Origin of the sequence: Wolbachia endosymbiont (group B) of Eupithecia inturbata (assembly GCF_964030915.1) — a bacterium.
Lineage (GTDB): Bacteria > Pseudomonadota > Alphaproteobacteria > Rickettsiales > Anaplasmataceae > Wolbachia.
The window spans coordinates 1,180,649-1,200,647 of sequence record NZ_OZ034987.1; the positions used below are offsets into that span (position 1 = coordinate 1,180,649).

Consider the following 19,999-nt stretch of genomic DNA (forward strand, 5'->3'; position numbering starts at 1 on the left):
TAATGTCAAGATAACTTTTTCTCGGCAACACTTTCTACTCTGTCTTTAAATGCAGCAATTATTTTACTTTGTGTGTATTTATAAACTGAGTTTAATAAGGCGGAAAACAAATTGGATTTAAATTCAAACTTTATATAGAACTCTACCATAGTTTTACTTTCATCTATAGGAGTGAATTTCCATTCGTTGTATAAATGTTTAAATATTCCATTTGACGACACAGCTTTTATCCAACTTTTATTTGCTCCATTTGGAGAAAGAAAGGTCACTTCTGATGTGTAACTTCCTTTAATGCCATGAAAAGCTGCAAGGAGGTCCACAATCATTTGGCTATCAGTTTTTTCTTTTATATAAACAGCTTTGCACCAAGGAACAAAATCAGGATACTTCTCAACGTCAATTACAACTTGAAATATCTCATGAGATGAACAGAAAAAAACACCTTGTTCTTTATATTGGTGTAACATAAACCTAAATAATGGAAAAGGGATCCATATCTACCGTCAGTCTTAGTAGATTCCTGAGACCTAAAGTTAAGGTGGGCATCACGTACTAATTTCAATGAAATTAACAGAGGCAATTCCCTTGATCAGAAATTATCGCTCGGGAAATTTAACTTAACTCATAACGCATAGCACAGACCCCTAAATTAATTATAGATTATTTATATAGAGTATGTCTATAGATATATTAAAACTAGCGATCATTATTTTGCCTTTGTTAAATTTTGCATTTTAAGTATCATAGCTAATAAATATATCTTATGAATCTTATTAAGTTCTTAACCATTTTTATTGTAATCTCCTCAAGTGCTTACGCGAATTGTATAGGGCACAAAACTTTTGTGCTTGCCATGAAGCAGCAAGTAGACAACACGTCTATGAAAGGGAATAGAAAAAATCTAGAACATGTACAAGAAGAACTTCTGAAAATTATTCAGAATAATGTTGACCTCAAAGGAATATCTCGATTTGTCATAGGGAAATATTGGAATTTATCTACTCAGAAAGAAAAAGAAGAGTTTCTAAAAGAATATGAAGTATATCTCGCGCGCTTGTGCGCTAAAATTTTGTATAAATACATAAATAATAGTGAAATGATCATAATGAGTACAAAAGCAGTTGACGATGAAACTTGTCTGATAGGAACAAGATTTTCTTATGGTGATGAGGAATTTACAAATATTGACTTTAAAGTTACTAAAAGTGACAGTTCTTTCTTAATAAACGATGTTGTAATGAGTGGAATAAGTATTTCTATTAATCAACGTTCTCAATTTAGTGAAAAGATCGACACGAATGGCATGGCAAGTGTAATAGATGAATTAAAACGTAACAATAATTTATGATATACATGCCTCATTGGCCTAAGCCGATTGGCAGTAGGCCAAAGGATTTTTCTCTTGATCGCATAAAAAGTTTTCTAAATAAACTGGGTAATCCCGAGAAAAAAATACCGCCAATAATTCACATAGCTGGCACTAATGGCAAAGGATCAACACTATCCTTTATAAGATATATAATGCAAGCAGCAGGGTATAAAGTTCATACGTACACTTCTCCACATTTAGTGAATTTTAATGAGAGAATAGTTGTTGCAGGCAATGATATCGATGATAGTGAATTACATAACTCACTGGAAGAATGCCGTATAGCAGTCGCAGAACAACCCATCACTCTATTTGAAGCCGCAACGACTGCAGCCTTCTTAGCTTTTTCTCGTCATAAAGCTGATATTACTTTAGTTGAAGTGGGTCTGGGTGGAAGGCTTGATGCAACAAATGTTATAGATAATCCGATTCTAACGATCATCACTTCCATTGCACTTGACCATACAGAATATCTTGGTCCTACCGTAGAAACCATAGCAGGTGAAAAGGCTGGAATAATGAAACCTAATGTTCCTTGCGTAATAGCACCACAAGAAAAATCTATAATGAACACGCTAGAACAACACGCAATAAACAAAAAATCTCCCTTATATAGAGGAGGATTTGAGTGGAATTGCGAAAAACAGAATAACAGAATAGTCTTTCAATCGACTATTCAATCAATAGAATTTTCTTTGCCATCTTTAAAAGGAGATCATCAAATAATCAATGCAGGAAACGCAATTGCAGCATGTAGCATTTTAAGTGGGAAGTATGGATTTAATATTGGAGAAGAGGACATTGCTTCAGGTTTACAGCTCACTTATTGGCCTGCGCGGCTAGAGTCTATAAAAGAAGGTAATTTAATTTCTTTATTACCAAAAGATTGGCAATTATTTCTAGATGGCGCGCACAACAATGATGGTGCCAGAGTGTTAGCTAAGTGGGTAAGAGACAATTTTGCTGAAGGTATCCATATGATCTTTGGTGTTACTCGTAACAGAAACGTCGCAGAGTTCTTAGAGCACTTAAAGCCATATATCAAACTACTATGCGCGATTTGTGTTAAATCTGAACCTAAAGCAACAAGTACAGATTTAATTAGAGAAGGAGCTCATAATATAGGAATCAATGCTATCGAATGTGAATCAATCAGAGATGCTATATCAAATCACATACTAAAAGCTTCTATACAAAACGTCAAAACCATACTAATCTGTGGCTCGCTATTTTTAGCCAGAGATTTGAGTATGGAGAATAGCTATCAATTAATCCAAGAACAATAAATGCACTACACAACTTGCTCTCTTCCATGAGCGTGAACACTATCGGGATTTACAATGCTGCTTGGCTTTTCGGTTAATGCTCCTATAGGTACATTTTGTTCATCACCTCTTCCTTCAGTTTTTACAAGATTTACAACTTTTCTCTCGTAGATCTCACTTGCTAATTGTAATAATAAAGTACAACCTAGTACTATAGCAAATCCAATGAGTACTTTACTGTCTACGCAACTAGATTGGTACTGTAACACCAAACCTGCTATTAATAAAATAGGAGGAAGATAATTTGAAATTTGGGAAGTAAGAATTAGATATTTAAATGCTTTACTTTTGAACATTTCATCTATATAAATAGTACCTTCAAAAATAAACGTTAGTGCGGTTGTGTGTCCCACGCTGGCTCTCTAAAATTACTTTAGCTACAAATATTAAGAAATTTACTAAGTAAAAAAAGACAAAAGAACCCCCGTATAGCGAGTTTTAATAATTTAAATTGATAATGTACTAACAAGCGCGATTTGGCTGAATGTAGAAAAAATAAAAAAGACATGCAGCCGCTATAATTTTTATGTAATTTGCCAATAAATATTTGAGTTTTTTACTGAATTTTGCTGTTAAATCCGCGGAGATTAAAAACAAGGGTAAATACTCTTGCTATCATAGTAAGGGAGATGGCGTAATTTGTCAAGTTAAATAAGCTAAGTTATTAACATGTAATAATTAGGCAGCTATTGCAGATTGAATGTTCAAATGATCACTAACTTTGAGGTTTTGGTTTCATCTATTTGCGGCTGACTAATCATAGTTCGAATGAAATTGGTTGCCATAAAGGTACAACCTAGAATAAAAAAAGCAACGGAAATAAAGGGGATAATAGGAAATTCAAGAGGTAATATAGATGTAATTCCTCCTATTACAAATGAAACGTTAGATGCAATGTCGAGGCAGATCTTCATTAATTTCTCTTGCCAAGAGGTATCGAGTTGCTTATTAAGGCCACACTGCCTAAAATGATCAGTTAATGACCATATATTTAAAGCAAGCGAAAGTGCACTTAGCATAGTGCTGACAATAGTAAAATACAAGCTTAAGGAAGAAATATTTAGGGCTAATGCTGCTATGTACCCACTCAAAGAAGCAATAGATAGTGCAGTAACTAAGCGTTTTGAATAAGTTCGTATTTTTTTTCTGTAAATAAGCCCCTCTTTCTCATAACTCATAAACTTAACAGTAAATACATATTATATCATAACATTAATTGACTTGAAAATCAATACAGAGTGCCCGGGAGAAGACTTGAACTTCCACAACTTGAAAAGTTACTAGCACCTGAAGCTAGCGCGTCTACCAATTCCGCCACCCGGGCTTTTTGTGATTTACTATGTTAAAATAAAATAATATACTCAAATAGTTTTTAACTTAAAGGTAATGCCAAATCTAGATCAAATATTTTTTGCTCAGAACAATGTTAATATTAATAATGTATATAAAATAGTCAACAACGCTTTGAGCAATAGTGATGGTGGTGAGCTATTTTTAGAGTTTTGCCAATCAGAATCCCTAGTTTTTGATGATAATATATTAAAACATATGGATTTAAATATCAGAAGAGGATTTGGTCTAAGGTCTTTTTGTGAAGATAGTACGTCTTTTGTTTGCTCTTCTGAGATTAGCGAAAAAGAAATTAGTAAAGCTGCTTCCATGGTAAAAAGTTCAGCATCTTTAAGCAAAACGAATTCAGTAAACTTAAATGAGGAGGCAAAAAGCCTGTATTCAACGATTAATCCCATAAATGAAATGGACCTGAGCTCAAAGATTAAACTACTTAATGAGGTTAATGAGTATGTAAGGTCGAAGAATAATTGCGTGAAGCAGGTAAAAATAACTCTAAATGGAGAATGGCAAGTTGTACAAATAATAAAAGATGATCACAGGTTAAGCGATATTAGGCCTTTGGTACGTTTTAATGTACTAGTCATCGTAGAGAAAAATGGCCGAGCTGAGAGAGGTTCTGCAGGGCATGGTGGAAGAGACTCTTATAGTAAATTTGTTTCTGAGAAGAAGTGGAAAGAAGTTGCAAACCAAGCGTTAGAGCAAGCGCTAGTAAATCTTGAGGCAATTCCAGCTCCGGCTGGAGAGATGACAGTTGTTTTAGGTTCAGGTTGGCCAGGGATATTATTGCATGAAGCTGTAGGTCATGGACTTGAGGGTGATTTTAACCGTAAAGGAATCTCGGCATTTTCAAATTCTATGGGTAAACAGGTGGCAGCCAGTAACATTACTGTAGTTGATAATGGAACTCTACCTAATTTGCGTGGTTCTATTAGCATAGACGATGAGGGTACTTTACCTGGCTATAATGTGCTTATAGAAGATGGAATTCTAAAAGGATATATGCAAGATCATATGAACGCTAAACTTATGGGTGTAAATCCAACTGGTAATGGTAGAAGAGAAAGTTACAAAGAAGTTACTATGCCACGCATGACAAACACCTATATGTTGGCAGGAAAATATGCACCAGAAGAAATAATATCCAGTGTAAAAAGAGGCCTATATGCAGTAAATTTTGGTGGTGGACAAGTTGATATAACATCAGGAAAATTTGTTTTCTCATCTTCGGAAGCTTACCTAATAAAAAATGGTAAAATTACACAACCAGTCAAAGGAGCAACGCTAATTGGTGATGGGCCAACAGTGCTAAAAAAAGTATCAATGATTGGTAATGATCTAAAGTTAGATCCTGGTGTTGGTACGTGCTCAAAAGACGGACAAAATGTGCCTGTTGGAGTTGGTCAGCCAACACTCAAGGTCGATGCAATAACTGTTGGTGGAACTGAATATGTAGATAAGGGCTAAGCGAACTCAGCTCATGCTGTACAATTATATTGTAACCATTATTCAAGTAGCTCATATAGATGCAAAAACTACTTAACAAATCTCTCTGCCTTCCTTGCTATAACGTGTATAACAATCTCACAAAAAATAATATCATAGAATTCAATAGGTGATCTTTAAAAAATCCTTAAGGAAAGTAAAATACTGTTTAAATAGGCCGATATAGATGGTTTTACGATATAATAAAATTATTATAAACAAGAACTTATAAACTCTAGCAAATGAATTTGTGAGTTTAGTGGTGTTAGGAATACCTAGCTCTTTTATGCGGATTGATATTCTTAATAACCTGCTCTAGAGATAGATTATATAATTTTGACAAGGTTCTTGGCATGTGATATTTTTCTCGAATATAGGTAATGGTATAAATGACTTTATATCTATATCCAGCTCTAGGGGAAGATCTTCAATGTTTACGTCCATCCCTGATAAAGGATATTCTATGTCCATGTGCAGCTTTGGGGGATAGTTCTACTTTGAAGATTTCTTTCACTTTTACTATTGCGACTCCCGATTGGCTTTGTTGCATCACACTTTATGAGATGGTGATTTATGGTAAATTCATGTAACTATCTCAAATTTATCCACACCAATATCAGTGAATTTATTAAGCAAATAGCATTTAGTTCTTTTTCTCAATTTATCTCAGATTTATTCCTAAAACTAAATCCGAATATTTGCTTTAATCTTGAGAAAAACCCTTCAATATAAGATCTTTTCCCATAATTTACTTCTTTTTCCATTCTTTCATGCCATCTTCACCGTATAATTTTTTAACCTAATAGCAGCATTCCTGTCAGACATATAATCTATTTTTGAATGTTCTGCTGCATCCTTTTTTGGTAGAACTTTTGTTTTTATATCGTATTTCTTACACAATTTATAAAGTTTTTGCCTATCGTATGCCCTATCTGCATATAATGCTTTTATTTTGTGCTGAAAATTAACTTCTTCAAGCAAATCGCAAGTGGTCAGAGTAGACACCGTTACTGTATTTTACAGCTATGGCTTTTTTGTTGTTTATATTTAACATTACGTGCAATTTTCTCGTTTGCTCATAGCCACTCTGTCAGTGCTATTTTCCTTGCTGTGTGTCGTTGTATATACTAATTCCTGTACTGTCTATAGCAATTTCGATATCTTCTATATTATTTTCTGCAATCATTTATCTTAATATTAAGTTTTTTTTGATGCTTGTGAATAGCTGCAAATCTCTTCCTATTTGTTGCAAATACCCTTTTATAAACCCGACTTGTTTGTCTTAAACCAATTCTAAAGAAACTGACGATTATATGCACTAAAATCACAACTTTATCACTATAAATATAGTTGCCACCCTGCATTTTTGGACAATTCTCGTACCAATTTTCTATGGCGTCATTGATATAACAAAAAATGCTTCCTCTTTCTTGGAGAAATTTGTTATATTCATGGCAGTTACTGACTCTCATTTTTTGTGGCATATTTTTTCTTCAACAGTTAAATGGCTATTTATAATGAATTTTGTCAGTAACTGCCAGTTCTTTTCACTTGAGCGATGCAACAAAGCCATCCTATGGTCAAGCCATAGGATGACAGGAGAAGGAAACACTGGGATGAAAGCAAATGAAACCACTGGAACGTTTATTTTTGAAAGTAAGTTGCATAGTAGATGATGTCATTCCAGTACTTGATACTGGAATCCAGGAATTTTGATTCTAAATTAGGTATTGGTATGGCTAAATTTGAAATCATTACATAAATTTGTCGTAAACCATCACTGCTTAAGGTGCTATGCAACAAAGCCATCCCAGTGTCGAAGCACTGGGATGACAGGATAAGGAAACGCTGGAATAAAAATAGAAGATCTAATTCCTTATATCAATTAATTCTCATCCACCTTTTATGTTACATAAACTCATCACTTTTATAGAACATCTCATTAAAATCATTCAAAATTCCAAAATCTTGATTTTTAATAAATAGATGCCCATCTGCAATATAGGACTCAGCAAGAGTAAATGGTTCATCATGATGCTGTGATGCTGGCCTAACAATTTCATTGTACAAAACCATTACTTGCTCATAATTGTATCCACTACCATCATGATATTTACCACGTATAGTGTCATAAAAATTTCTTACATCATCATACGTAACTTGCAGTTCTACGGGAATGTTCAAAAAAGTGTGTCAAAGCGAATTTTTAGTTCAACTCAATTTTTAACCTATCAGGAAAAAAGATATCAAGTTGAGATATAGTTAGAGCCCAATTAGGCAAAGCCATAGCCCATTTTTGCTCTATCTTTTTTATAGCACAATATACCAATTTGTACAAGGCATTTGTACTGGTAAATGAACCTTTGGTTTTAGTAAATTTTCTGATTTGTCTGTGCAACCCCTCAATTGGATTGGTGGTATAAATTAGCCTTCTAACAGGGCCAGAATACTTAAAATAACTAGACAAATTTTCCCAATTGTTTTGCCACGATTTTATGACTAAAGGATATTTTTCACCCCATTTTTCCTCCAGTTCAAGTAAATAATTTTCGGCGATTTCTCTACTTGTAGCACGGTATATTTTTTTCAAATCATTCATAAAAACTTTTATATCTTTGCTGGATACGTATTTTAGTGAATTTCTTATTTGGTGCACAATGCATAACTGTACCTCAGCATTGGGAAATACGCTATTTATAGCTGTAGGGAAGCTTTTCAGACCGTCAACACAAGCTATCAAAATGTCTTCTACTCCTCTCTCTTTTAAGTCATTTAATACGCCTAGCCAGAAGTTAGCTCCCTCACTTTCTGCTAAGTAAAAACCCAGTACTTCTTTTCTGCCATTTTGGTCTATTCCTAATATATTGTACATGCATTTACTTATGCAATGTCCATTCTCTTTGACCTTAAAAAACATCCCATCCATAAATACTATCGGGTATACTGATTGTAGGGGACGACTCCTCCATTCATTGATTATAGGCAGTAATTTATCTGTAATTCCAGATATCTCTGCTGCAGATATTTTATGGTCATAGATTTCTTCCACATAGGATGCTATATCCCTGTATCCCACACCGCTTGCAAACATGTTCAAGACCTTTGTTTCAAGTTCTGGATGTAAGCTTGTTTGCCTTTTTTTCACTATCTGTGGTTCGAAACTTCCCTCTCTATCTCTTGGTGTCAATAGTTCAAATACTCGTCTTCAAAGTTTTGCCATTCTTTCCGTTTCTTCGATTCTTTTCTTCTCTTTCATTACCTCAGTTGCGGATTAGCCAACGAAGTAAAGCTTAGAAATGCAGGGCTTTTTCGGCTGCATGGAATATGAAACAAGCGTAGAAAAAATGTGTACCAAAAAATTTATCGGTGATCTATGTCTTGTATGCTCAATCTCAAAGTTGTTTTTCAGAGAGCCAAAAACTGTCTCAATAATCGATCTTTTTCTTAACAAAATCTTCTCATTTAGCGCCATTAATGAGTTTTTCATACCCTTTTTTATACTGGTTACAAGCTTTAACCCTCTATCGAATAATTCGTGAAAAAGATCTTTTTTGATATATCCTTTATCTCCAAACAATAATCCAGTCAATTTCTGAGTTAAATTTGGCACAGGTTTTCTATCATCAATGTTGCCTTTTGTCACCGTAACCCCTTGAATTTCGCCAGCTTCGTTGATTACTAGATGTAGTTTAAAACCGAAAAACCACCCATAGGTAGTCTTTCCAATCTTTGCCAACCCTTTGAAAACTTTATTTCTCGAGGTCCTTTTTGGATGGCAAACAGCGATAGATGTTGCATCTATGTACGAAATCCCTGTCACTTTTGACTGTTCGCAAAACCATTGCATTAAGAGCACTAAATACCATAAAACCCTAGATTTTAGCCTAATAAACCTACTATAGGATGGCAATTTTGGAAACGCTGATTCGTATAATAATTTCAAATAATGCACATAGAAAATTTTAAAATTGTCGCACTTGGATTGGTGATATAGCAATATTATGGTAAGAATCTCTGAATGCGTAATCTCTGGCGTCCTGGTTGGTTTTTTGCTACTTGGTAGAAGTTTTTCTGCAAAATTCTTGTCAACTGAATTGCAAAAATCGTCGATCAGGCAAAATAATTCTGTTATATTTTCATTCATTGGTAACCTCTCTATTTTGTAAATAATTTTCCGAGGTTACCCTATTTTCCTGGCTTTTTCACTGATTTCTAATCCGCAACTGGGGTATCATTGGATAAATGATGCTCTATTTCACCTTCTAGACTTGCTTCCAGCAGCCTTTTTACAAATGGTGTTAATGCTCCATCTCTCCCCATCAATGGTTTACCTTCCCTTATTGATGACAGTATATTTGCTTCCAGCTCTTTGTAATCTACCAGGCCAGTCGTTCCATTTTCTATTTTGTAACTCATATATCAAACCTCTATTTTTTGTTTCTATTTTATTTTTATTTCTCGGTTTGACACACTTTTTTGAACATTCCCTCGCAAGAAACTGCCTCCCAATCTCACTCATTTCCGGTAGGAAATAAAAGATCTAAAATGAACCCCATAACAGCAAAGTCCGATTCTAAACTTCCGGTTAGTAAAAAACCTCTTCTCACTCATGTTAGTGTAAAGAAAATAGCTGCACGATTTGAAAGCCATGGGAAGAAATAGTTGTAACCTATTGAACAAACCCTATAATATCCTTGATCTTTTTTATATTGTTATTTGCAATCTCTGCTGCTTTTTCTGTACCTTCTTTTAATATTTTATGTAAATGGAGCTGATCCTTCAAAAGACCGTTCAACTTCTCACGTATGGGTGATATAACACTGATGATTAAGTCAGCTAACTCTTTTTTAAAGTTCTTTATGTCATGTTTATCCACTTTTTTACACACTTTTTCTACATTTAAATCACTAAGCACTGAATAAATATTTATCAAATTGCTTATTTCTGGACGACATTTTAAAGTAGAAAAATCAAAGCCTAGAATTGAATCTGTTTTTGCTTTTTCTATTTTTTTGACAATTAAGTCATCTATATCGTCAAGGTTAATGCACGAATATTCTGAAGGGTCAGATTTACTCATTTTGCTTGTACCATCTCTTAAGCTCATTATTCTTGATGTGCAATCCAAAGTTAAGATTTCAGGTATGATGAAATGACTACATTTATAATGATTGTTAAAAGCTGATGCAATATCACGTGCAAGTTCTAAATGCTGTTTTTGATCATCGCCAACAGGAACATATTTAGTTTGATACAGCAATATATCCGCAGCCATAAGTACTGGGTAGCTATATAACCCAAGGGAAGCTTTTTGTTTATCGCTTCCAGCCTTATCTTTAAATTGAGTCATACGATTAAGCCAACCAATTGGTGTATAGCACCCTAGAAGCCAGCCCAATTCTGCATGACCACTAACTGCGGATTGATTGAAAATAATCGACTTTTCCGGATCTATTCCACATGCAATATAAGTTGCTGCTGCTTTAAAAATATTATTTTTTAATTCATTTGCGGGAAGCTTATTTGCTGTGATTGCATGCAGATCAACAACACAAAAAAGAGATTTATATTTATCCTGCAAGCCTATCCACTGCTTAATTGCACCAAGATAATTGCCCAAGTGTAATACTCCACTTGGCTGAATACCTGAGAAGACAACTTCTTCCATACCTTGAGTGTGTTATTAGTTACTTTCGCAATCAGCAGATTTTTTAGAAAGAATAACCATTGCAGGACGAAGCAACCTATTTTTAATGGTATAACCAGTTTGTAGTACTTCTACAATAGTGCCAGGCTCTTTTTCATTATCTTCTCTTTCCACAACAGCTTGATGTAAATTGCTGTCAAAAGAGTTACCTATTGGATCTATTTCTTCTATTCCATGTTTTTTTAGATCACTCACAATCTTTTGGTGCGCCGCTTTTATTCCTTCATGAATAGGATCATCATCTTTCAAGTTTTCCATTGCTTTTTTTAAATTGTCACAAGAGTCGATCATATCACGTGCAAATTTTGTGACTGCATAATCACTTGCATCGCTAATTTGCTTTTGCATTATACGTTTAACGTTTTCATTATCCGCAACAGCGCGACGTAAATGATCTTCAAGCTGAACTGCACGTTCTTTTAATATATTAAGCTCTTCACTTAAATCACCTGTTTGCTGATCTTCTTGATCATCCCCTTTTCGTTTACTGACCATATCTGCAAATTTCTTTTTTTTCTCTTTATTACTATCTGACATATCATTCACCCTTACAAACTTAATAAATATATAACAATCAATCTAAAAATATCAAGCGTTAGCTATCCTTGTCTTTCTATGCTTGCATTTAAAAAGTCAATCAAAGCAGTTTTATAAAGAGAATCAGAAAAAGTATCAATATTACTTTGCGCCATATTAATATAGTGTTTAGCTTCTTCCATAGAAACATGAATGGCATTATGATGATTAATATATTGTAATGCTTGGTCAAAATTGTGTCTAGCTGAAGAAAAAGATTTCTCCCAGAATTTTTGTTCTGATGGGCTGCCTTTTTCATATGCTATAATAGAAGGTAAAGTAACTTTACCTTCAAAGAAATCTTTTCCAAGTTGCTTTCCTAAAGTGCCTTGATTAGCAGTATAATCTAGCACGTCATCAATTATTTGGAATGCCATACCAAAATTAAACCCGAAATTCCTTAGCCTCTCTGTTTCGTCACTTGTGGCTCCAGATACTACTGATGCAGCCTCGCAGCATGCAGAAAATAAAGATGCTGTCTTTTCTCCAATGATATTAAAATAATTTTTCCTAATTGTGTTAGGGTCAAAACGCGTTGTCATCTGCTTTATCTCACCCTTGACAAGCAAATTAGATGCCTTAGATAAAATAGAGAGAACACTTAAATTCCCACATTCTATAAGCCATCTAAATGCTAAGGTCAATAATAGATCACCAACTAAAATGCTTGATTTATTCCCCCAAATTTTATTTGCTGTTGCAACTCCATGGCGTGCCTTACTTTCATCAAGCACATCATCATGAAGTAAAGTAGCGTTGTGTATAAATTCTACCGATGCAGCAATGTTGATCCTACTCTCTCCAGAGTAATTCAGCATTTTACAAATAATAAAAATGAGCTTAGGCCTTATCTTTTTTCCTCCTGAATTAATAAGATGAGATGTAATATCGGTAGCAAGCTTAGTACCTTCATCATTGACATTTTTGAAGATAAAGTCATTCATAGCCAATAAATCAGAAGATACAATATCATCTAATTTACTACTTTTTGTTAAATCAGTGTTTAGCATTTAAGAGGACTTATGCTTCTTGCCCTTGTACTTTCTCAACTTTTCTCTTTTCTATTTTTTTCGATTCTGTTTCTAAATCTACTATGCCTTTTTTAATGAACCACATTACCCTTTCAGTTGCTTGCGCTCCTACACTTAGCCAATGTTTTAATCTATCAGCTTTTACCACAACACGATTTTTATTGTCTTTTGGCAACATTGGATCATATTGTCCTATTCTCTCAATAAAGCGCCCATCTCTTGGTGCTCGTGAGTCGGCTACAACTATCCTATAAAAAGGACGTTTCTTTGCCCCAAACCTTGCTAACCTTATTTTAACTGCCATGTCAACCTTTATTCATATATTAATTACAATTTAAATACAATAAACAGCTCAAGTCAAACTAATTGTACCTCTTTTACCTAAAAATACAATATAGCCCCCTCCAATCACTCATAAAAGGAAGATAATAAACTTTTTTATATATCATCAATCATAGCATGATTAACTTCTACTCTATACTTTGATTTTAGATAGCTAATTAACTGTTCCTTTAGCGATATCATCACACGTTTTCCGGTGTCAAGCATGTTTAATTTACCATTTGATGAATGCATTTGTTTTAGAACGCCTATTATAATTTCATTATTGTATTGAATAGGATCTGTTACCGAATTAGTTGTTTTCATATTGAAAATCTCTTCTATGAAAGAAAAAGGGTAGTTTTGTTCATTGCGTTGTATTTGCTGGCCTTTAACCAATTTTATACCTTGCATTTCTTCCAAATCTGTCTTTTCTCTTAGTTGAACTGCTACTTCTTGTCCCATTTTAAACATTCTTTCTTTTATAAATTCACTACGCCAAAGCTTTATGGCTGATTCCCTACTTTCTTCAAAATTTTGTAATTTAGGAGGAACGATATCACTGATTTTCACACCAACAACAGTATCTCCAACACCCTTAAAATAACTCTTCTGATCTTTCTCGCGTGAAAAAATGAAAGAAATGAAATCACTGGAATTTCCTACTTCATTACCACTTTGGTCTTTTCCACTAGCATCTACTGGACCAATGGTTTGTATAGGTAAATTGTAATTATTGGAGATTTCTTCAATCGTTGCACCATTGTATATCTTATAATTCACTTGATTTATGAAATCATTGACTTTTTCAAAAGACTTTTGATTGGTTAAAACTGACCTTATGTCTTTTTTTAAATCAACCAAGTCTTCATCAGAGATTTGATGTATGCTTTCTACCTTTATTACGTGCCATCCAAAATTGCTTGTTAAAACTTCACTTACTTCACCTGTTTTGAGAGCAAATACCTTTTCTCTCATATTTTCAGGTAAGAAATCCTTAGTTATATTATTTACTCTGGTTTCATCGAGTTTCACTTTATTAAACTCTTCTATTATTTGTTCAAAGCTTGCTTTACTTTCTTCAAGTGCTCTTCTTGCTATTTCAGCTTTTTCTTTGGTAGGAAATATCACATTGAATATGTCTCTTTGATTTTTAAGTTCCTGATGTTCTATTATACTATCAACCTCTTCATCTGAAATTCTGATTTGATCTTCAAAATATTTTTGATCCAGAGAAATGTATTGCGCAGTTCGATACTCAGGGTAATAAAAATTGGACTTATTTCTTTCATACAAATCAAGTAAGGCTTGATCATCTGGTTCAGGAACGTCTGTAATTGCATCCTCAGTTATTTTAACAATATCAACTACTCTAGTTTGGTAGCGATTTTTGTATATCTGCTCATCAACACTCTCACCAAAAGTTACCGGATAATTATCTTTAAATAACGAAGTCATGAACATCATTGCAGGCAGGATTTTCTCTAGTTTTTCTATATATTCCTTTTCTGTTATATGCAGGCTATTTAGAGTTTGATGGAATTTATTATGGTCAAATTCTCCTTTATCGTCCTGAAAGTACTTGGTATTTTTTATATGGCTTTTGATAGATTCTTCTCCAACTTTTAATCCAAGTTCGCTAATTAGGTTAAACAATAGTTTTTGCTCTATAAGTGCGTTAAGTAAATCATATTTCAGCTTTTTTACTTGTTCTTTACTTACATCAGATCCAGAAATTTGCTTTTCATAATTTTGATATAGTAATTTATATTCATCTGATGTTATAACTTCCTTTCCTACTTTAGCTAATTCTTTCCTTTCATCATCATTTGATAAAAGATTGCCAATCCCCATAAAGATTAATAAGCAAACTAAAAGGAGAACGATTGCCTTGGTAAAAAAATTTCTAATACTCATTGTAAACTCAGTTAACTAACACTTAAATTTAGAATAGCAATAATTTAATATTTGTAAATCTATTAACAAATTAGCTAATATATGTAATATTGTAGTGTATTAAATTGAATGGAAGCTTATATTAACCTAAGAGCCTGTAAGTGATCTCTGAATATGTTAAGATGAGGTATAGTTGACATGAGGTAAAGTATGAGGAATACATATCCAAGTGACATAAGTTGTGAAAAATTCGAAAAGATTAGACTAATTTTAGAAAGCGTGCGAAAGAAAACAAAGCCAAGAAGATTAGGTTTATATGAGTTATTTTGTGGTGTGCTTTATGTACTAAAAAGTGGCTGTCAATGGCGAATGCTTCCAAAAGAGTTTCCAAGATGGCGAAATTTTTACGATTACTTCAAGAAATGGAGTAAAAAAACGAATGAAGATAGAGAAAATGTTCTAGAAATTGTCTTAAAAAAAATTGGTTGGAGAGAACAGTGGTCGGAATACCAAAACAAGCTTCTGCATCATTGATGCCCAAAGTGTAAAAAATAACGATACTGCTGAAGAAAAAGGTTATGATGCTGGCAAGAAAATTTCAGTAATAAAGCGTCATATCGCAGTTGATACACAAGGTTTGACACACGCAATTCATATAACAACGGCAGAAATAACTGATCGTAGCAGTGCTTTGACAATGGTTAAAAATGCTAAAGAAAGTCTCTCTGAAGTTAAAAACATACTGGTTGATGCAGGCTACACTGGAGAAAATTTTGCAACACAGATGAAAGTAACTATTGGTGCAACTGTTGAGGTGAAGCACCTTTGCTGTATTGCCAAAAAGATGGGTTGTTGAGAGATCTTCTTTTGCCTGGTTGGAAAAATGTAGGCGACTTTGGAAAAATTGCGAGCGTAAACTTAATACTAGCCTACAAATTTGCTTTTACTTCTTTCCTCCTCAAAAGATTATGAACAGGTTCTTTGATGATAGAGGGTTTATTTCTAATAGTCTTTATGTTGATGTGACAATATTTGGTACTTTGTCATTGTTAGCACTGCTAGCTACTGAGATATTTAGTCCTACATTTTCAAAAGGTTGTGAAATATACACTGAAAAACACATGAAAGATTTACTTGAGGAAGATCCAAGAGATAGAGTGCAAAAGGAGACTGATCTGTTAGGACGGTATGATCCACGAAGTCTATTAATGCCGATAATTATGCCTCTTGTTAGAAAGTATTTTGAAAAAGTGGCAAGCGAATTTGCTGAGAGGAATTTTGATGAGGTAAAAACTGATATGTCTGATGTTAATATTGAAGGACTATCTAATCCTCAAGCAATTGAATTTACACAGCAAACAGTGTAGTATAAGCTTTTAGCTCTATGCATGGACTCAAAAAAAGTAGAATTAATATTTGAAAAATTTCAACAGTCAAATCCTGCGCCAAAAATAGAGCTAAATTATACCAATCATTTTACGTTATTAGTTGCAATAGTTCTGTCAGCGCGGACGACCGATATAAGTGTTAATAAAATTACAAAGGAGCTATTTAGTATCGCTGATACGCCAGAAAAAATGTTGAATCTTGGGCAAAGTGAGCTGAGAAAATGCATAAGCAGTATTGGTTTATATAATTCCAAAGCAAAAAATATAATCGGGCTCAGTAAAATATTGATTGAGAGGTACAATAGCAAAGTGCCTACTAATTTCGATGATTTGGTATCTTTACCAGGGGTTGGGAGAAAGAGCGCTAATGTGTTCTTAAATTCAGGGCTTGGTATTCCAACATTGGCAGTTGATACTCACGTTTTTAGAGTGAGCAATAGAGTTGGGCTTGTGAAAGAAAAAGATGTACTTAAAACAGAGCAGTCTCTTTTGAATGTAGTGCCAAAAAAATACCTACTTTATGCTCATCATTGGCTAGTTTTGCATGGTAGATATGTTTGCAAAGCGCAAAAACCTTCGTGTGAAACATGCATAATTCATGATTTATGTGAGTTTGAATGTAAGAGGTATAAAGTCTAGCACAACACTTCGATATTTCTTACTTTTATCATCCAAGTAGCTGATCTCTATGATGGTGTCATCCGAGTAGCTGACACTGGGATGACAATGAAGGGCTACTTGATGACGCCTCTGTGCACTGCCGTTATAAAGCTGCTACTTTGATGAATAAAATGATGTCATTCCAGAGCATGGAGCTGTAATCCAGTTCTTATTACCTGATATGCTCATTTGACAGTTAAGTCTTCTCTACCACGATTTGCATAACACCTTCGCTCATGGTTAAAAGATACCGAGGTAGTAGGGTGTATTAGTTTTTGCAAGCTGTTATTTTGCTATGGATTGCTGTAATGGCATCATCTATTTTATTGTTATCACAGCCTGTTTGGGCAAGTTCGGCATTTCCACCGCAATCCCTTCTGGTTACATTAGATACTAGCTCTTTTGCATTGATCTTATTAGTTAAATCTTTACTTACTTTGACAATCAAAACTGTTTTATCCTTTTCTGTTACCATGAAGGCTATTACAGTTTTCGGTTTTTGTTGCTGTAGAGCAAATTCCCTTATTATACTTCCTGGAACGTTATTGAAAGTGTGGCTTACGAAATTTATTCCATTTATTTCGGTACTTTTTACAGTTTCTACACTGATAAGCTTTTTATAAAGATTTTTTATTTTGACTTCAAATTCTTTGCGCTCCTGGCTTAAAATACTGAGTCGACTTATTATTTCATTTACTGGTGCTTTTACGCATTCTGCAACTTTTTTTAAGCTAATTTCGTTATTGCGTACATAATTAATTGCTTCTTGACCGGTTAAAGCTTCAATTCTTCTTACTCGAGATGCAACGGAACATTCTGCTGCTATCTTAAACAAACCAATTTCTCCGGTACGCTCCACGTGTGTACCACCACATAATTCTTTTGAATCTCCAATTTTTACAACCCTAACATTATCACCATATTTTTCACCAAATAAGGCCATCGCTCCTTCGTCTATTGCCTCATCCATACCTTGAACTTTTGTGGACGTAGAAAGATTTTCTCTGATTAGAGAGTTTACTATATCTTCTACTGAAGACAGCTGATCCTGAGTGACTGGCTTATTGTGACTAAAGTCAAATCTTAGTCTATTTGGTGCGACTAGAGAACCTTTTTGAGCAACGTGATCACCTAAGATTTTTCTGAGTGCAAAGTGTAGAAGATGTGTAGCTGAATGATTTCTTCTTAAGTCTTGTCTTCTTTTTTTATTAATACTAGCTGTAACTGTGTTACCTTTACAAATTGAGCCGACGCACCTGTGCAAATACAAGTCATTAATCTTGTTGGTATTTTCGACTGTTACCATACTTCCATCAGACTGTATAAGATTTCCAATATCTCCCACTTGTCCACCTGACTCTCCATAAAAAGGTGTTTTATCAAGTATAATAGTTATCTTTTCTCCTTCTTTTGCAGAATCAATTACTTCATTTTTAGAGGAAATTATTGCGAGTACTGTTGCATCCTTTACTTCATCACGTTCATAACCAACAAATTCCGTTTTGCCAAACTGATCGATTAAATTAAACCATACTTGTTCAACAGATTTTTCACCAGATCCAGTCCAATTAGCACGTGCTCTTTCTTTTTGCTCTTTCATTGCATTATCAAAACCTTTTTGGTCAAAATTTATTTTCCTTTCTTTCAAAATATCAAGTGTGATATCCAAAGGAAATCCATAAGTGTCATATAGTTTGAATGCTGATTCTCCAGATAGAGTGTCACCTGATTTTAAATCTGCAGTGAATTTGTCCAAGAGATTAATGCCTTTCATTAAAGTGTCTTTAAAGTTTTCTTCCTCTGATTTTAACGTTGTTTCTATTAAGCTTTTAGCTCTGATTAGCTCTGGATAAGCATCTCCCATATAAGCCAAACTTGTGCCATCTATGAGTGCAGGAAAAACAAGGTTCAATAGAGAATCATTATATCCAAGTAGGTGGATATAACGTACTGCTCTCCTGATCAATCTGCGTAGTACATAATTTCTTCCTTCATTTCCAGGAAGCACTCCTTCTGCGATGAGAAATGCAGCTGCACGAAGGTGATCTGCGATAATCTTATGAGCTACTTTATTTTCCGTATTTCCACAGTACTCTTGCGATTTACTTACCAGAGCAGAAAATAGGTCAATATCATAGTTATCATGAACGTTCTGCATAACAGCTGCTATTCTTTCAAGGCCCATTCCGGTATCGATGCATTTTTTTGGTAATTTTTGTAAATTACCTTCTTCATCTTTATTAAATTCCATGAACACCAGGTTCCAAATTTCAACAATTCTGTCGTCTTCATGTAAAGCGGAATTTCCATGATCGTAAAAGATTTCAGAACATGGGCCACATGGACCAGTATTGCCCATGCTCCAAAAGTTATCATCTGTTGTAATTCTTATGATTTTATCATCTGAAAAGCCACTTATCTTACGCCAAATTTCATATGCTTCATCATCAGTGTGGTAAACAGTTATGGATAGTCTGTTTTTATCAAGAGACAATTCTTCAGTAATAAATTTCCACGCAAATTCTATCGCAGTTTCTTTAAAGTAATCACCAAAGCTAAAATTTCCGAGCATTTCAAAAAATGTGTGATGCCGAGATGTATAGCCAACATTTTCAAGATCATTGTGTTTACCACCTGCTCTGAGACACTTTTGACTTGAGACGGCACGTTTCATTTCAGTTTTTTGCGTGCCGGTAAAGATGTTTTTGAACTGTACCATACCAGCATTTGTAAACATGAGTGTTGGATCATGCTCTGGAATCAAAGGAGAAGAAGGAACTTGCTCATGATTATTATTTACAAAAAATTTTATAAATCTTTCTCTAATTTCGTTTAGCTTCATCGTTTTTACTGAGGTTATCTATGCATAATAAGTTGTAACAGAAGTAAAA

At 34.1% G+C, this 19,999-nt stretch carries 16 protein-coding genes, 1 tRNA gene, 1 other RNA gene and 5 pseudogenes; 6 read left to right on the forward strand and 17 right to left on the reverse strand.

The features are described 5' to 3' along the window. Positions 1 to 5: 5 nt before the first annotated feature. Together ACQH21_RS05600 and ssrS are read right to left on the reverse strand one after the other, a co-directional pair. A complete protein-coding gene (locus ACQH21_RS05600) occupies positions 6 to 467 on the reverse strand; it encodes a type II toxin-antitoxin system RatA family toxin (RefSeq protein WP_006013504.1) in 462 nt (153 codons plus the stop codon). Positions 468 to 484: 17 nt separating this feature from the next. After that, positions 485 to 646: non-coding RNA, 6S RNA (gene ssrS, locus ACQH21_RS05605), on the reverse strand. A gap of 117 nt (positions 647 to 763) precedes the next feature. Between ssrS and ACQH21_RS05610 the strand changes: the two genes are divergently transcribed. Both ACQH21_RS05610 and ACQH21_RS05615 read left to right on the forward strand, forming a co-directional pair. Then, positions 764 to 1,348 carry an MlaC/ttg2D family ABC transporter substrate-binding protein gene (locus ACQH21_RS05610; RefSeq protein WP_264336501.1) on the forward strand — a complete coding sequence of 195 codons (585 nt, stop codon included), beginning with the start codon at positions 764 to 766 and terminating at the stop codon, positions 1,346 to 1,348. After that, entirely contained in the window at positions 1,345 to 2,655 is a 1,311-nt protein-coding gene (locus tag ACQH21_RS05615; RefSeq protein ID WP_425384054.1) for a bifunctional folylpolyglutamate synthase/dihydrofolate synthase, read from the forward strand. The genes ACQH21_RS05610 and ACQH21_RS05615 overlap by 4 nt, the downstream gene beginning before the upstream one ends. 5 nt (positions 2,656 to 2,660) lie before the next feature. On the opposite strand, the gene ACQH21_RS05620 is transcribed toward ACQH21_RS05615, so the two are convergent. The 3 genes from ACQH21_RS05620 to ACQH21_RS05630 all read right to left on the reverse strand — a co-directional run bounded on the left by ACQH21_RS05620 (position 2,661) and on the right by ACQH21_RS05630 (position 4,018). Further along, positions 2,661 to 3,047 (reverse strand): hypothetical protein, encoded by a 387-nt coding sequence (locus tag ACQH21_RS05620; protein ID WP_007302338.1) that lies wholly within the window; start codon positions 3,045 to 3,047, stop codon positions 2,661 to 2,663. A 351-nt stretch (positions 3,048 to 3,398) separates the two neighbouring features. Then, the gene (locus ACQH21_RS05625; RefSeq protein WP_425384055.1) at positions 3,399 to 3,872 is read right to left on the reverse strand and encodes a hypothetical protein; all 474 of its coding nucleotides are present in this window, start codon (positions 3,870 to 3,872) and stop codon (positions 3,399 to 3,401) included. Positions 3,873 to 3,933: 61 nt separating this feature from the next. Beyond that, positions 3,934 to 4,018 (reverse strand) — tRNA-Leu (locus tag ACQH21_RS05630). A 62-nt stretch (positions 4,019 to 4,080) separates the two neighbouring features. Here ACQH21_RS05630 and tldD point away from each other — a divergent pair. Beyond that, a complete protein-coding gene (tldD, locus tag ACQH21_RS05635; RefSeq protein ID WP_425384056.1) occupies positions 4,081 to 5,511 on the forward strand; it encodes a metalloprotease TldD in 1,431 nt (476 codons plus the stop codon). Between the two features lie 786 nt (positions 5,512 to 6,297). Here tldD and ACQH21_RS05640 read toward each other — a convergent pair. The 11 genes and pseudogenes from ACQH21_RS05640 to ACQH21_RS05690 form a co-directional block, all read right to left on the reverse strand. Then, positions 6,298 to 6,534, reverse strand: coding sequence for a transposase (locus tag ACQH21_RS05640; protein WP_425384052.1), 237 nt, complete (start codon positions 6,532 to 6,534; stop codon positions 6,298 to 6,300). Positions 6,535 to 6,698: 164 nt separating this feature from the next. Then, on the reverse strand, positions 6,699 to 7,013 hold the full coding sequence (locus tag ACQH21_RS05645; protein ID WP_395461231.1) for a transposase: 315 nt from the start codon (positions 7,011 to 7,013) through the stop codon (positions 6,699 to 6,701). Positions 7,014 to 7,437: 424 nt separating this feature from the next. Further along, positions 7,438 to 7,701, reverse strand: a pseudogene (locus tag ACQH21_RS05650) (hypothetical protein); the annotation flags it as partial. A 34-nt stretch (positions 7,702 to 7,735) separates the two neighbouring features. Then, positions 7,736 to 8,783 (reverse strand): annotated as a pseudogene (locus ACQH21_RS05655) (IS256 family transposase); the annotation flags it as partial. Positions 8,784 to 8,800: 17 nt separating this feature from the next. Then, positions 8,801 to 9,673, reverse strand: coding sequence for an IS982 family transposase (locus ACQH21_RS05660; protein WP_425383942.1), 873 nt, complete (start codon positions 9,671 to 9,673; stop codon positions 8,801 to 8,803). Between the two features lie 83 nt (positions 9,674 to 9,756). Further along, a pseudogene (locus ACQH21_RS05665) lies at positions 9,757 to 9,945 on the reverse strand (IS256 family transposase); the annotation flags it as partial. Between the two features lie 253 nt (positions 9,946 to 10,198). Beyond that, on the reverse strand, positions 10,199 to 11,197 hold the full coding sequence (gene trpS / locus ACQH21_RS05670) for a tryptophan--tRNA ligase (protein WP_425384057.1): 999 nt from the start codon (positions 11,195 to 11,197) through the stop codon (positions 10,199 to 10,201). A 15-nt stretch (positions 11,198 to 11,212) separates the two neighbouring features. Then, positions 11,213 to 11,773, reverse strand: a complete 561-nt coding sequence (locus tag ACQH21_RS05675; protein WP_425384058.1) for a nucleotide exchange factor GrpE — start codon at positions 11,771 to 11,773, stop codon at positions 11,213 to 11,215. Between the two features lie 62 nt (positions 11,774 to 11,835). Next, positions 11,836 to 12,822: a polyprenyl synthetase family protein gene (locus tag ACQH21_RS05680; RefSeq protein ID WP_064085383.1), complete on the reverse strand. Its 987-nt coding sequence runs from the start codon at positions 12,820 to 12,822 to the stop codon at positions 11,836 to 11,838. Positions 12,823 to 12,832: 10 nt separating this feature from the next. Further along, on the reverse strand, positions 12,833 to 13,147 hold the full coding sequence (gene rpsP / locus ACQH21_RS05685; protein WP_425384059.1) for a 30S ribosomal protein S16: 315 nt from the start codon (positions 13,145 to 13,147) through the stop codon (positions 12,833 to 12,835). A gap of 134 nt (positions 13,148 to 13,281) precedes the next feature. Next, positions 13,282 to 15,081 carry a SurA N-terminal domain-containing protein gene (locus ACQH21_RS05690; RefSeq protein ID WP_425384060.1) on the reverse strand — a complete coding sequence of 600 codons (1,800 nt, stop codon included), beginning with the start codon at positions 15,079 to 15,081 and terminating at the stop codon, positions 13,282 to 13,284. Between the two features lie 189 nt (positions 15,082 to 15,270). On the opposite strand from ACQH21_RS05690, the pseudogene ACQH21_RS05695 reads away from it, so the two are divergent. From ACQH21_RS05695 to nth, 3 genes and pseudogenes are all read left to right on the forward strand, one after another. Next, positions 15,271 to 16,013, forward strand: a pseudogene (locus ACQH21_RS05695) (IS5 family transposase); the annotation flags it as partial. A gap of 42 nt (positions 16,014 to 16,055) precedes the next feature. Beyond that, positions 16,056 to 16,427 (forward strand): annotated as a pseudogene (locus ACQH21_RS05700) (molecular chaperone DnaJ); the annotation flags it as partial. Between the two features lie 21 nt (positions 16,428 to 16,448). Further along, entirely contained in the window at positions 16,449 to 17,087 is a 639-nt protein-coding gene (gene nth, locus ACQH21_RS05705) for an endonuclease III (protein ID WP_108784611.1), read from the forward strand. Between the two features lie 289 nt (positions 17,088 to 17,376). Here nth and alaS read toward each other — a convergent pair whose 3' ends face one another. Then, the gene (gene alaS / locus ACQH21_RS05710) at positions 17,377 to 19,950 is read right to left on the reverse strand and encodes an alanine--tRNA ligase (protein WP_425384061.1); all 2,574 of its coding nucleotides are present in this window, start codon (positions 19,948 to 19,950) and stop codon (positions 17,377 to 17,379) included. Positions 19,951 to 19,999: the final 49 nt, after the last annotated feature.

Coding starts and splice junctions, on each gene's coding strand:
- ACQH21_RS05600 (WP_006013504.1), bottom strand. CDS start 467: ATGTTACACCAATATAAAGAACAAGGTGTTTTTTTCTGTTCATCTCAT.
- ACQH21_RS05610 (WP_264336501.1), top strand. CDS start 764: ATGAATCTTATTAAGTTCTTAACCATTTTTATTGTAATCTCCTCAAGT.
- ACQH21_RS05615 (WP_425384054.1), top strand. CDS start 1,345: ATGATATACATGCCTCATTGGCCTAAGCCGATTGGCAGTAGGCCAAAG.
- ACQH21_RS05625 (WP_425384055.1), bottom strand. CDS start 3,872: ATGAGTTATGAGAAAGAGGGGCTTATTTACAGAAAAAAAATACGAACT.
- tldD (WP_425384056.1), top strand. CDS start 4,081: ATGCCAAATCTAGATCAAATATTTTTTGCTCAGAACAATGTTAATATT.
- ACQH21_RS05645 (WP_395461231.1), bottom strand. CDS start 7,013: ATGCCACAAAAAATGAGAGTCAGTAACTGCCATGAATATAACAAATTT.
- ACQH21_RS05660 (WP_425383942.1), bottom strand. CDS start 9,673: ATGAATGAAAATATAACAGAATTATTTTGCCTGATCGACGATTTTTGC.
- trpS (WP_425384057.1), bottom strand. CDS start 11,197: ATGGAAGAAGTTGTCTTCTCAGGTATTCAGCCAAGTGGAGTATTACAC.
- ACQH21_RS05675 (WP_425384058.1), bottom strand. CDS start 11,773: ATGTCAGATAGTAATAAAGAGAAAAAAAAGAAATTTGCAGATATGGTC.
- ACQH21_RS05680 (WP_064085383.1), bottom strand. CDS start 12,822: ATGCTAAACACTGATTTAACAAAAAGTAGTAAATTAGATGATATTGTA.
- rpsP (WP_425384059.1), bottom strand. CDS start 13,147: ATGGCAGTTAAAATAAGGTTAGCAAGGTTTGGGGCAAAGAAACGTCCT.
- ACQH21_RS05690 (WP_425384060.1), bottom strand. CDS start 15,081: ATGAGTATTAGAAATTTTTTTACCAAGGCAATCGTTCTCCTTTTAGTT.
- nth (WP_108784611.1), top strand. CDS start 16,449: ATGGACTCAAAAAAAGTAGAATTAATATTTGAAAAATTTCAACAGTCA.
- alaS (WP_425384061.1), bottom strand. CDS start 19,950: ATGAAGCTAAACGAAATTAGAGAAAGATTTATAAAATTTTTTGTAAAT.